The organism is Gemmatimonadaceae bacterium (assembly GCA_036273715.1).
Lineage (GTDB): Bacteria > Gemmatimonadota > Gemmatimonadetes > Gemmatimonadales > Gemmatimonadaceae > JADGGM01.
The window spans coordinates 1-11,747 of the sequence record DASUHB010000024.1; the positions used below are offsets into that span (position 1 = coordinate 1).

At 67.4% G+C, this 11,747-nt stretch carries 14 protein-coding genes; 1 reads left to right on the plus strand and 13 read right to left on the minus strand.

Annotated elements, in window-relative coordinates:
- Positions 1 to 130: 130 nt before the first annotated feature.
- The 13 genes from VFW04_03830 to VFW04_03890 all read right to left on the minus strand — a co-directional run bounded on the left by VFW04_03830 (position 131) and on the right by VFW04_03890 (position 11,145).
- Positions 131 to 1,114: a sigma 54-interacting transcriptional regulator gene (locus VFW04_03830; GenBank protein HEX5178434.1), complete on the minus strand. Its 984-nt coding sequence runs from the start codon at positions 1,112 to 1,114 to the stop codon at positions 131 to 133.
- Complete coding sequence (locus VFW04_03835) at positions 1,111 to 2,607, minus strand: secretin N-terminal domain-containing protein (protein ID HEX5178435.1); 1,497 nt, start codon at positions 2,605 to 2,607, stop codon at positions 1,111 to 1,113. The genes VFW04_03830 and VFW04_03835 overlap by 4 nt, the downstream gene beginning before the upstream one ends.
- Positions 2,604 to 3,092 (minus strand): hypothetical protein, encoded by a 489-nt coding sequence (locus tag VFW04_03840; GenBank protein HEX5178436.1) that lies wholly within the window; start codon positions 3,090 to 3,092, stop codon positions 2,604 to 2,606. Before VFW04_03840 ends, VFW04_03835 begins: the two co-directional genes overlap by 4 nt.
- Positions 3,089 to 3,691, minus strand: coding sequence for a GspMb/PilO family protein (locus tag VFW04_03845; GenBank protein HEX5178437.1), 603 nt, complete (start codon positions 3,689 to 3,691; stop codon positions 3,089 to 3,091). The genes VFW04_03840 and VFW04_03845 overlap by 4 nt, the downstream gene beginning before the upstream one ends.
- Before the next feature lie 4 nt (positions 3,692 to 3,695).
- Positions 3,696 to 4,889: a hypothetical protein gene (locus VFW04_03850; GenBank protein HEX5178438.1), complete on the minus strand. Its 1,194-nt coding sequence runs from the start codon at positions 4,887 to 4,889 to the stop codon at positions 3,696 to 3,698.
- Positions 4,886 to 5,836 carry a hypothetical protein gene (locus VFW04_03855; GenBank protein HEX5178439.1) on the minus strand — a complete coding sequence of 317 codons (951 nt, stop codon included), beginning with the start codon at positions 5,834 to 5,836 and terminating at the stop codon, positions 4,886 to 4,888. Before VFW04_03855 ends, VFW04_03850 begins: the two co-directional genes overlap by 4 nt.
- Positions 5,833 to 6,372 carry a prepilin-type N-terminal cleavage/methylation domain-containing protein gene (locus VFW04_03860; GenBank protein HEX5178440.1) on the minus strand — a complete coding sequence of 180 codons (540 nt, stop codon included), beginning with the start codon at positions 6,370 to 6,372 and terminating at the stop codon, positions 5,833 to 5,835. The genes VFW04_03855 and VFW04_03860 overlap by 4 nt, the downstream gene beginning before the upstream one ends.
- Positions 6,362 to 6,727, minus strand: coding sequence for a hypothetical protein (locus VFW04_03865; protein ID HEX5178441.1), 366 nt, complete (start codon positions 6,725 to 6,727; stop codon positions 6,362 to 6,364). The genes VFW04_03860 and VFW04_03865 overlap by 11 nt, the downstream gene beginning before the upstream one ends.
- Positions 6,714 to 7,016: a prepilin-type N-terminal cleavage/methylation domain-containing protein gene (locus tag VFW04_03870; GenBank protein ID HEX5178442.1), complete on the minus strand. Its 303-nt coding sequence runs from the start codon at positions 7,014 to 7,016 to the stop codon at positions 6,714 to 6,716. Before VFW04_03870 ends, VFW04_03865 begins: the two co-directional genes overlap by 14 nt.
- Positions 7,013 to 8,206, minus strand: coding sequence for a type II secretion system F family protein (locus tag VFW04_03875; protein ID HEX5178443.1), 1,194 nt, complete (start codon positions 8,204 to 8,206; stop codon positions 7,013 to 7,015). The genes VFW04_03870 and VFW04_03875 overlap by 4 nt, the downstream gene beginning before the upstream one ends.
- Positions 8,203 to 8,667: a type II secretion system major pseudopilin GspG gene (gene gspG, locus VFW04_03880; GenBank protein HEX5178444.1), complete on the minus strand. Its 465-nt coding sequence runs from the start codon at positions 8,665 to 8,667 to the stop codon at positions 8,203 to 8,205. The genes VFW04_03875 and gspG overlap by 4 nt, the downstream gene beginning before the upstream one ends.
- Positions 8,651 to 10,132, minus strand: a complete 1,482-nt coding sequence (locus VFW04_03885) for a GspE/PulE family protein (GenBank protein HEX5178445.1) — start codon at positions 10,130 to 10,132, stop codon at positions 8,651 to 8,653. Before VFW04_03885 ends, gspG begins: the two co-directional genes overlap by 17 nt.
- A gap of 185 nt (positions 10,133 to 10,317) precedes the next feature.
- The gene (locus VFW04_03890; protein ID HEX5178446.1) at positions 10,318 to 11,145 is read right to left on the minus strand and encodes a helix-turn-helix domain-containing protein; all 828 of its coding nucleotides are present in this window, start codon (positions 11,143 to 11,145) and stop codon (positions 10,318 to 10,320) included.
- Between the two features lie 260 nt (positions 11,146 to 11,405).
- On the opposite strand from VFW04_03890, the gene VFW04_03895 reads away from it, so the two are divergent.
- A partial coding sequence (locus VFW04_03895) for a hypothetical protein (protein ID HEX5178447.1) occupies positions 11,406 to 11,747 on the plus strand: 342 nt, incomplete at its 3' end.

The window sequence follows — 11,747 nt, forward strand, 5'->3', positions numbered from 1 at the left end:
GTCGCCACCGATAAGTGCCTGCGCGGACATGCACCGCCATCGGGCATTGAGCTATCAATGACTGTGATGCCGACGAGGTTGCGCCGGTTGCGCTCATGCCCTGCCACAGGATGCAACATTCGCAACATCGTCAGTGCGTCGCGCTGGCTCCTTCGATCCGTGCGTCGGCGAGTGCACCGAAGCGGGGCCGCCTGATGCCGTACCGTTGCATCCAGCGCCACACCGTCACGCGGTGTACGCCCAGCGATTGAGCGACCGATTGAATATCCCAGCCATGCGTGTCCAGCACTTGGAGCAACTCACGCCGCTCCACACCCACAGTGCTCGAAGTCGTTCCAGGACGATTCACCGGAGGAGCGATGCACTCTATCTCGAAAGAGCCAATGATCTTGTCCTGCACCTCCGCCAGGAGAGATTCGACCACGTTCTTGAGTTCGCGCACGTTGCCAGGCCACGGCCGTTCGCGGAACCATTCTATCGCATCGGCAGAGAAGCGCTTGACGTGAGCGGCGGAAGGGTGCACGCGCGACTGAAACGCATCGACCAACAATGGGATGTCCTCTCGCCGCTCGGCTAACGGTGGCACGATGATCAGGCTTGCTCGCAGCCGCTGCAACAAGTCGAATCGGAACTGACCGGTCTCCACCAATGCTTGCAAGTCTTCGTTCGCGGCGGCGACCACGCGAAAATCACTGTGCCGGTCCCCGTTGGCGCCAACGGGACGGTAGCGGCCAAGCTCGATGGCGCGGAGCAACTTGGGTTGGGCAGAGCGCGCCAAGCTGCCGATTTCATCCAGAAACAGAGTTCCGCGGTCTGCCTCGGCAAGCGTCCCCGTTGCATCGCGTACGGCGTCACTGAAGGCCCCCTTCACGTGGCCGAAGAACGCATCCTCGAACATCGGCTCGGCGATCGCGCTGACGTTCACTGGCACGAGGAGACCGGGCCTGCCGCTCAACTGATGCAGCGCCACGGCCACCAATTCCTTGCCTGCGCCCGTCGGGCCTTGAATCAACACCGGCACGCGTGACGTCGCGAGCTTTGTCACGCGTTCGCGCAGCATACGGATTGAGCGCGATTCGCCGATGATGAGGTTCTCGATTCGAAAACTATTCATGGCTTCACCCTGCCGGCGCGGTCGAGCATCGGGTGCGTGACGCTGTCCGCATCGTCGTCGGTTCGTATCACGTGCGGCGTGAGAAACAGGTAGATCTCCGTCGCGGTGGTTTGCCGGCTCGAGTGTCCGAACAACCCGCCTAACAGCGGGATGCTCGACAAGAACGGGATCCCTCCCTGTGTCACGTCGCGCTCGGCGTCCGTGAACCCGCCTAACGCTACCGTCTGGCCATCCTTGATCAGTAGCTCTGTTTGAATCGACCGCGTCGAAATGACGGGCGCGTCGAACGCCACCTCCTGCGTGGCGTTGTCGATCTCCTGCGTCACCTCGAGGCCCACATAGCCGTCGGGGCTGATCGTCGGGAGGACCGTGAGCTTGGTGCCGACGTCCTTGTACTGCACCACCTGGTCGACCGACGCATTGTCCGTGGGCAGCGTCCTCGCGAGCTGCACGAAGGGTCGCTGACTGCCCACGTTGATGGTTGCCGGCTGATTGTTCGCCGCCACCAAAATCGGCCGACTCAGAATCCGAACGTCGCCGCGCTCGGCGGCGGCGGTGAGCGTGGCGTCGATGTTCAAGCCGGTGAAATGCATGGCGTGCAGCACGAAATCCGTGAGACCGGCGCCCGATTGCGAGCCGTTGACCACCGTCGAACCGCCGTTCACCTTCGTCGGCGGCAGCGTTGCATCGACGCCGAATTGCAAGCTGTTCGTTCGCTCAACCTCGGCGATGATCACCTCGATGAGCACTTGCAGCGGACGCGTGTCGAGCTCCTTCACGGCTGACGTGATCAGGTCGAAATCGCTCTGACTTGCTCGGATGAAGAGACTGTTGCTGCGCGAGTCTGGAACGATCGTGACGTCGCCGCTGAACGACGCGTTCCGCGCCGCCGGAACCGCGCCTGGTGGCGCGTTAGGCGACGGCGCGGTAGCCGACGCGGCAGGCTGCATCAGCCCCGCCTGCAGCTGCTGGTCGAGAGTGGCTGGACGACTGCCACCGATTTCGCCCAACGAGCTCGCTCGGCCGAACAACGCATTAACTGTCGCCGCAACATCGGCGGCGCGGGCGTGCCGCAGATGGATGATAAACAACTGCACCTCGCCTGCCGCACCGGTGCGTCCGTTAGGCGCCACCGTTGCCGGGGGCGCGGCAGGTGGCCCCTTGATTTGCACACGATACATCGCCGAGTCGCGCACCAGCTCGAGGTTCTGGCTCGAGAGAATGCCTTCGAGCAACCCTCGAACCGCTTCGCGGGCAACGGGCGTCGGTGTTTCCAGCGTGACGCGCGCGCCCGGGACACTGCTGCCGAATCCGACCGGTTTGTCGAGGTACGGCGCGAGCGCTTCCACGGCGGCCCGCACGTCGGCATCCACGAGATGCACGCTCACGCTGTCGTGTCGCAGCACGACCGCAGAGTCGCGTGCTTGCGCTCGCACCTCCGATGTCCGCAAGACGGCCAGCGTCAGCACGAGGATGACGGCGACGTGTCTCATGGCCATGTCCGTTTGACGGAGAGGCGCCAAGTCGTATCCATGCCGGTAATGGTTGTGGTGGTGGCGGTGATGGCACCGACACGGAGGCCGGCCACGGTCTGACCGGCGCGGATCACGGTGCTGCCGTCATGGCCGGGAATGCCGTCGACTAACGCATGCCACGGCGGTCCGACGATGCCGACCAGGACTAACGGAGGGCGCGGGGCAGCCGCTTGCACGGCGGCATGTACGGTTGCGGAATCGGGTGCTCCATACGCCACGGCGGCCGGTCTCCGATCGAGCCGGAACGGATCGGCACTCGTAATGTGCGTCACGAGGACGGCGAGCGAATCTGGTTCGATGGTGCGAGCCGGCGGGGACACGGGCCAGATGGCCGGCGCTGGCGCCGAGACCGGACGCGAAAGCTCGAGCCAGGCGCGGATGCCAACGAGAATCGTGACCGCGCTCATCACCCACGCGAAACGCTCGATCCACCGGGCGCTCATGGCGTTTCACCCATCGCGTGTGCGGGGCGCCAGAGGGCGTCGATCGACAGGTCTGCATGCAGAACCTCTGGCCGTTGGGCGCCGGCTGCCGGGTCGCCCGCCTGCACATCGAGCGACCGGACAGTGAGCGCGCACGGGCCGTGGTCGAGCGCCGCCAGGAAGGTCGCCAGTCCTTGCACGTCGCCGGTGACGCTCACGCGAACGTGCACCGGCACGAACGGCTCGTGCCCAACGGAATCGGTGCGGAGGTCGAGTGCGCCCAGCGTCATCGCGGCGTCGGTTGCGGCGCGCGTGACGAGGCCTGCAAGTCGGGCGCTCGCGGCGGCGGGCGAGTCTCCCGAGAGCCACGTCGGCGACAGTGCAGAGAGACGCGTTCGCCGCACCACTAACGAATCGTGCATTGCACGCGAGTGGAGCGCGAGCATGCGGTCTCGTGCCCACGCAGCGCTCGCCGACCGTGCCGATTGGATTGCTTCCGCTTGCCAACGCAGCCATGCGGGTAGCGCGCGTCCGACGAATAGTAGCCCACCGATCGACGCCGCGCCGACCAGCAGCGTGCGGCGATCCCGAGGCGAGAGCACGGAGAGCATTGGCTTCATGGAATCACTCGGGCACGAGATGAAACCGCACCGTGACACGGTCGAGCGCCCTTCCGGCGGTGGTCTCGCGAGTCACGGGCCCTACAATTTCTGGCGACGCGATGCCCGGCACGCGTTCCACGGCGTCGACCACCGCTGCGGCCCGCGGCCCAACGGCGACGATATTGCCGGCTCCCGCGCTGTCCAACTGTACCGCCAGGAGAGCCGTTCCCTCAGGCAGTGCCCGAGTCAGTTGCGCCAGGAGCAGCGTCGTGGATCGGCGCGCTTGCGTGAACGACGCGATCGCGCTCAATGCCGACGTCACCGACGCCAAATCACGCGCGTCGCGCTCCGTATCGCGAACCCGCGCCTGAAGCCCCATATCGTGGGCGCGCACCGCGCGGGCCACGCGCCATGAGGCGATGCCGGGACTCAGCAGCGCAGTGACGATCGCTACCGCGCACACCGTTAGGCAGAGAAGGAGGCGGCGCCGCGACGGCTCGCGCGTTAGGCGGATGGTGCGGCCTCGGAGCGCGATCGGCTCTGCGCGCGACACACGAGCGGCGCCCGCGGCGTCCATGAGCTCGGCGGCGCGGCCGGTAAGCGCGCGGAACGTGGGAGCGAACGCCGGGAGCGCCTCCGATGCACCGGTGCCGGAAGCGGATCGCACGCTCTTCACAGCACCGCCGGCGTATGTGACGGCTAGGTACACGCCGTCATCGTTCCACACGATCGTTTCTGCGGACATCGCGAATCGAAGCGCCACGGCCGTGGGCGTTACGACGTGTACCGTGAGGCCGAGCGCGTCGCATGCGTCGACGATCGCTCGCACGAGCGGTTCCTCGAACGCAGCCAGCCATGCGCTCGTTGGTGAAACGCCGCGCGCGCCCGAGACAAGCAGCGGCACGCCGTTCTTGAGAAAGAAGCGCGACGCGTGTTCGCGGACGACCGCGGCGAGCGACGCAGGCTCGGCGACCGCCGGTAGATCGCATACCAGCTTGAGCTGCGCGCCGTGAGGCCCGATGGCCGCGTTCACGATCGGCGGCCGCAGCCGCGATCGCGGACACGCGGCCAGCAGCGCGCCGAGTGTTCGAGCCAGCGCTTCATCATCGGAACGCGGCCGCGAGGCTGCCCAACGGACCGTGTCGCCGTCGAGCCACACGGCGCTCACGCGCCGCCGGCCGATGCCTAACCCGAGACGCGGACGGAGCGCGATCACTGGATCCACGTCCGGCGCCGCACGATGGCTGCGCGGTTGCCCGCCCGCACAAGGACGAGCTCGAGCACGACGGACACGGGCGGCGTCCCCGACGTGCCCCGGGCCGTCAGGATCCAGGCGTCGGGCTCCGCCGTCGTGAGCCGTACCAGGTCTGGATAGTCGGCCAGCAACGCAGCTCGGCCGCTCGGCGAGAGCTCCGCGCTCAAGGCAAGCACGTCCGAAATCGGCACGCCGCTCGCACGATGGTCGGCGATGCGCGCAACAGCTTCGCTCGTGAAGCCGGGCAGGGCCGTGATCACCGCGAGCGGGGCGCGGTCGAGCACGATGCGGTACGGCTCGACGCCTAACAACGAGTCAAGGCCCGTCCGCCGCTCGAGCCCACGCACGCGCGTGAGCTCGCGCACGTCTGCGAAGGCCGCATTGCGCGGGGGCTCGCGTCCCTGCGTCGCGTACCACGACGCCTCCGCGCCATTCGGGCGTGGGACATCATCGGCGTCACGCCAGTCGAGGACGGCGTCGGCGAGTGAATCGGCGACGGCAGGCGCATTGCCTAACGCTACGAACAAATGCACGAGCAAGCTGTCGTCGGCCGTGTTGACGTCGATGGTCGTGCCGCCCGGTCGGAGCGTGACCGCGCAGGGCGCATCGTAGATGAAGGCGGACGTGGCGACCGCTGTGTCGAGACCGGCCCACGACTGCCGAACACGGTCGGCAACCGCGGTGCTATCACGGCCGCTCCGATGTGCGAGTGCGTCGCCGATGGCGGCCTCGGCCCGGCTCGCACAGCCTTCCGCCAGCCAGAGCGCCACCGTCGCCGCCCGCCGGTTGTGCGCGGTTCCGGCCGCACGCCTCGCAAGCAGCGCCAGGCCGAAGCCGAGCGCGCTGACGCCGACCATCACCCACAGCACGGCGAGCAGCACGAATCCGGCGCGAGGTCGCCCGCTCATCCGCGCGGCCCAATTCGCACAATCATCGTGTCCACCCCATCATCACGGAGCAGCACGATACCAATGCCTAACGGAGCCGTGATGCCGGTGCCCCACTGCTGGAACCACTGCCCGCCGGCCGCGGCGCTCTCCAAGTAGCGAAACGTGCCGCGCCGAAAGCCACGCACCAGGTCGATCGGTCGATGCGCATTCAGTTGGGCACGGAGCGTTTGGCGATCGCTGTCCGCCGCGAACGACAGCGTCACCGCGCATCGCTCGAGCCAACCGGCCGGCGTTTCACACCAGCTCGAGAACCGCATGGTGTCCGGCGAGCCGCTGAACGGAACAGTGCCCGGCGATCCCAGTTCCATCTGCCCAACGAGACTCCGCAACAGCCGCTCGCCGTTTGCATCGCGATCCGACTGTGCCGCGCGATCCCTCAGGGCGCGCGACTGATCCGTGAGGATCGCGAGCACATGATGCGCGCCCAGGAGCACGATGGCGCCGACCATGAGCGCCACCATGACCTCAATGAGTGTGAACCCGCTACGGCGCATTGGGTGCCTCCGGCCGGCAGAGCGAGGTCGCCAAGAGCAGTGCGCCGCTTGCGGTATCGCGCAGCGCGATCACATAGAGCGTTGGCGTTGGGCGATCGATGCGGAGATCCCACGGCCCTTCAGGACGGTCGCCGAGGTGTCGATCCAGGTCCGTACGCGGCCAGAGCGAAACCGCATCCACGAGTGCACTCGCACGCTGCGTCTCGATGTCGAGCCGTACGGCGCGCGAAACGGCACCGAGCGAGCTCGCTGCGAGCGAGACCATCGTCGTCGCTGAAATCGCAAGGATCGTCAGCGCCACGATGGCTTCCAAGAGCACCATCCCGCGACGGCGCCGTGCCTTACGGCGCCGCATGGTGTTCCCCAGTGAGCGGGTCGATGTCGAGCGCGGTGTCGCTGCGCACCTGACCGTCAGGCTCGGCGGTGGCCTCTTGCTCGGCGCGGTCGACCTGCAGCGTGATCGTCACGCTACGGCCCGAGCGGATCGCGGAATCGCGCGCCGCCTGGACCTCGGCGACGACCGGGTCCGTTTGCACAGGGGGGCGGGCGGTGTGGATCGTGAGCCCGACCACGCCGGCCACGAGGCCGAGCAAAACGAGCACCACGAGCAGCTCGACGAGTGTCACGGCGCGCCGGGGTTTCACGTTGGGCGAACGCTGTAGACGGCTTGGAGCAGCGCGGCCGCCACGAGCGCGACGAGGCCGCCGAACGCAAGAATGAGTGCCGGCTCCAGGAGGCGAACGGCAGCGCGCACGCGCTGCGTCGCGCGCTCGGTCTCGAGCCGCGCCGCGTGCGCGAGCATCGCGGCCAGCGCGCCGGTCTCTTCGCCGGCGCGAACGAGCCGTGACGCAACCGATGTCAGCGCATCTTCCGTTAGGAAGGCGGCCGAGGGCCGCGCGCCGGCGACGACCGAGATGCGCGCCGCGAGCACACGCTCGTGCATGGCCGCATCACCGGCTGCGCGCGCGGCGTGTGTGAGAGCGTTAGCGAGTGGCACGCCGCTCTCGAGAAGCGCCGACAGGGCAGCGCACACGCGCGCCGTGGCCGCGGACCGGCGAATGGTGCCGAGCAGGGGGACGGAAAGAAGCATGGAGTGCCACCGCACCGCGCCGCCTTCCGTGGACGTCCACGCCCGCCACGTCACTAATACAATGAGTGTCGCCACGCCGGCCGGTATCGCCGCAACTCGTGCTAACACAGACGCTTGGAGCACGAAACGGGTGGTTGGCGGGAGGGTCTGGCCGAGGTCGGAGAGAATTGCCGCGAATCGCGGCAGCACCACGCCGACCAGGATGCCGACGGAGATCGTCCCGGCAACGGCGAGGATGCAGGGGTACACCAATGCTGCGCGGATGGCCGACCGGGTGGCCGCCGTTTCCTCCATCAGGTCGGCCGCCCGCCTAACCGCACGCGCGAGTCCGCTGCCTGCTTCTCCGGCCCGCACGATGCCCAACACCACGGCGGGAATGGCCAAGCCGCTCCGTTCGAGCGCCGCGCCTAACGATGCGCCTTCGCGCACCACCCGCGCCAGCCCGGGCAGCGCCGGCGTCCACGCGTCCGGGGCGAGCTCCGGCATCGCCGCGAGCGCCTTGCTCACGGGGAGGCCGCTCTCGAGGAGCGTCGCGAGGACGCGTAGACCCAAAGCGAGATCGGCGACCGAGAGACGGGTGCGGAGCTCACGGTCGGAGCGGGCGGCGTTGAGGTCCACCGCCCAGAGTCCCTGCGCCGCCAGGGCCTTGACCGCCGCATCGCGGCTCTCGGCGGCGAGGACGCCGTGCTCGAAGGCGCCATCGGCCCGCGCGGCGCGATAGGCGTAGCGCGTGGTGGCGGTCATGGATGCACCGGACCGCCCCACGAGGTAATGTCCGCATCCTCATCGGCGCCGCCCGCCTTGCCGTCTCTGCCTAACGTATACAGGTCGTACGACGTCGGATTCTCGACGCCGGGAGCGACGTAGACGTAGGGTCGCCCCCACGGGTCCACGGGTACGTCCTTCCGGAGATAGGGACCGCGCCAGTTGCGCGGGGCAGTTCCGGACGTGGGCTTCGTGCGAAGCGCGGCGAGGCCTTGGTCTGATGTCGGGTACGTGTCGTTGTCGATGCGATACGCATCGAGGGCGAGCCCGAAGATTTCGAGTTGGCTCTTGGCCGCTGCAGTCTTGGCGTCGCCGACGTTGCGGAAGATGGACGGCGCCACGACGGCCACGAGTGTCGCGATGATCGCGAGCACCACCAGCAACTCGAGTAGCGTGAAGCCCGGGCGCCACCCTCTCGTTACGTTAGGCCGAGACCACACGGAGCACCTCCTCGACGGTCGTGAGTCCAGCACGCACCTTGGCCCACGCATCGTCCCACAGCGGATGCCACCCATCGCCTTGTGCCAAGTCTCGCAGCTCGGTGAGCGAGGCATGTCGTGAGACGGCGTGCTGCATCGCGTCGGACAAGACGACGAGCTCGAACACGCCAAGGCGGCTCGCGTAGCCCGTGTGCCGGCAAGCCGAGCACCCGACTCCGCGGAGCACGGTCGCGGCGCGAATCGCGGCGGGGATTGCGGCGTGATGTTCGTACGTACTCGCGTCGACGCGCGTAGCGCAGTCGGGGCAGACGCGACGCACCAGGCGCTGGGCCATCACGGCGTCGACCGTCGCCGCCACGAGGTACGGTGGCACACCCAGATCTACCAGCCGCGGAATGGCGCCTAACGCATCCTTGGTGTGCAGCGTGGAGAATACCAAGTGCCCCGTCATCGCGGCTTGGACGGCGAGCGACGCCGTTTCGGCGTCGCGCATCTCGCCCACCATGATCACATCCGGGTCCTGCCTGAGAATCGATCGCAACGCCGCCGCGAACGTGACGCCGGCCTGCGTGTGAACCGGCACCTGCGTAATGCCCGACAGCTGGTATTCGATCGGGTCCTCGATCGTGATGATTTTCTCGGCTGATGCGTCGCGCAGCCTGAGCGCCGCATAGAGCGTCGTCGTCTTGCCGGAACCGGTTGGGCCGGTGACCAAGATCATGCCGTGCGGTTTCTTGGCGAGTCCTTTGATCTGCTCGAGAATCGCGGCCGGCATGCCGAGTGTGTCGAGACCAACGGGGCGTCCGCCACGGTCGAGCACGCGGAGCACGACGCTCTCGCCGTGGAGCGTGGGCACTGTGGATACGCGCACGTCCAACTCTCGATCGGCGAGTCGCACCCGAATGCGCCCGTCCTGGGGTCGGCGCCGTTCGGCGATATCCAGGTCGGCCATCAGTTTGAGGCGGGAGAGAATCGCCGTTTCGAGGCCCACGGGCGCCGCTGGTGCCGGCAGCAGGATGCCGTCTAAGCGGAATCGGACCAGGAGACCGGTGCGCGTCGCCTCAAGATGGATATCGCTGGCGCCCGCCCGAACGGCCTCGCCCACGAGAAAATTGACGTACGCCGCTACGGGTGCTGAGTTCGCTACGTCACGGACGTCGGCCACGAGGGCGTCGTCATCTTGGTCGGCGTGCCCAACGGTGAGCGAGGCGTCGGCGTCCGACGTCAGGCGGGCGACCAGCCGTTCGACTTCTTCGCGCGGAGTGACGTCGGCAACGATCGGCCGGCGGTAGGCGAGGCCGAGGTCGTCGAGCGCTTCGGGCACGAGTGCATCGGGCGCCACCGCGACGACCAACGAACCGTCGTGCCTAATGACGGTTGGGCACACGCGGTGATGCAACAGATACTCGCGCGACACGCCGCCCTCGAGTGCCACCGCACTCGGGCTGGATCCGGCTTCGGACACAGAGCCACCTCGCTCTCGAGCACCAGCGCGTCGTTCAACGGTGACTAACGCGCCGGATGCGTTGGGCCGCACGGTAGGAGCGCGAGCCCGACGGAGCAAGCACGGAATTGACCTCCGTCGCACGTTTTCTGACCCGGCGCGTGGCGATCCCTTTCCCGTGCCGTTCTCCTAACGCGCGGCCTGGCTCAGCTCGCTTGTCGGTCGATTGGGTGGTCCCGATTCTCGAACGCATGCTCCTGGCATGCGCCGAACATCTCGCGCATGGCGGTGACGGCGATGTCTTCGGGCGTTCGCGCGCGAAATTCGGATCGCGTCAAGCCGGTCCGGCGCTTGATCAGGTTCGCGAGCGACCCGCCGGATCCAAACCCGAGCTCGTGCGCCACTCTCTCGAAGCTTGCCTGTGGCCTGTCCAGTCGAGCCTTGGCCCGGAGCACGAGCGCCCACGCGATCAGATGGTTAGGCAGGCACAGGCCGAGCGCCGTAAAGCGACGGACGAGCGTTTCCGGTCGCACGTGCGCTGCCGCTGCCAGCGCGCGTACACTTGGACGGACAGCGCAATCGTGGCTTACGCACCAGTGGAGATAACGCATGGCCCGCTCCGGCGCTTGGGAGCACACCAGACGCCGCACGGATCTGTCGGCATCTTCGGCCGAGGTGGCAGAGAGTAGCGCGCGGCACGTCTGTGCGGGCGAATTTTCACGAGGGAGGATGACACCCGCACTGCCGAGATGCTGCACTCGCATCAGCGCCTGCAGAGTAGGACCGTCTCTATGACAGACAAGGAAGAGCCGGATGCTCGGTTTGCATACGGTAACGTTGCGCACCACCGCTTCGACACCGGGTCGCTCGGCTTCCTTGACGCCCAAAACCAGGACGTCTGGCAGCTCGCGGCCACCGCATTGAGAGAGTGCCTGCACGTCGCAAACGAATTGCAAGCGCGCAGCGTTCTCCACGGCCTCCCGGAGATGCGCGGACGCCTCGGTGTCCCCTACCATCGCTATGATGCGGAGCATGCGGTGATACCTTTTGCCTGACTAAGTCTACCGAACGCGGCGGAGTGGCAGGCGACCGCCCCGATAGGCGGCCGTGAAGCGGGAGGATTATCTTAGCGCGGTGGTTGGAAAACAGGAACCCACCATAGGTGATCTTCCCCAGGAGCGCGAGGCGCTGCGCCGGTCCGCGCGACTATGGCTGGTGTTTGGGTACCGCCTTTTAGGGCGAGCCTGGGGTCGACGCCCGCCGCCACCGATCTGTCCCTATAGATTGAGCAGCAATGGGACTATCTTCCGCCAAGCAACCAGGAGCTCTCCGCGTCGCCACGCGGTCCTCCGAGCTCGCCCTCCGCCAGGCGCGACAGGTGGCCTCGATGCTCGCGGCGCACGGCATTCACAGCGAGCTCGTGGCGTTCAAGACCGCCGGCGACAAACGCATCGAGCAGCCGCTGCGCGAGATCGGCGCCAAGGGTCTGTTCACGCACGAGCTCGAGGCCGCGCTCGCGCAGGACAAAGTCGACTGCTGCGTGCACTCGCTCAAGGACCTGCCCACCGATTCGCCCCCAGGCCTAACGATCGCCGCTGTGCTCGAGCGCGAAGATCCGCGCGACGTCCTCGTCGTC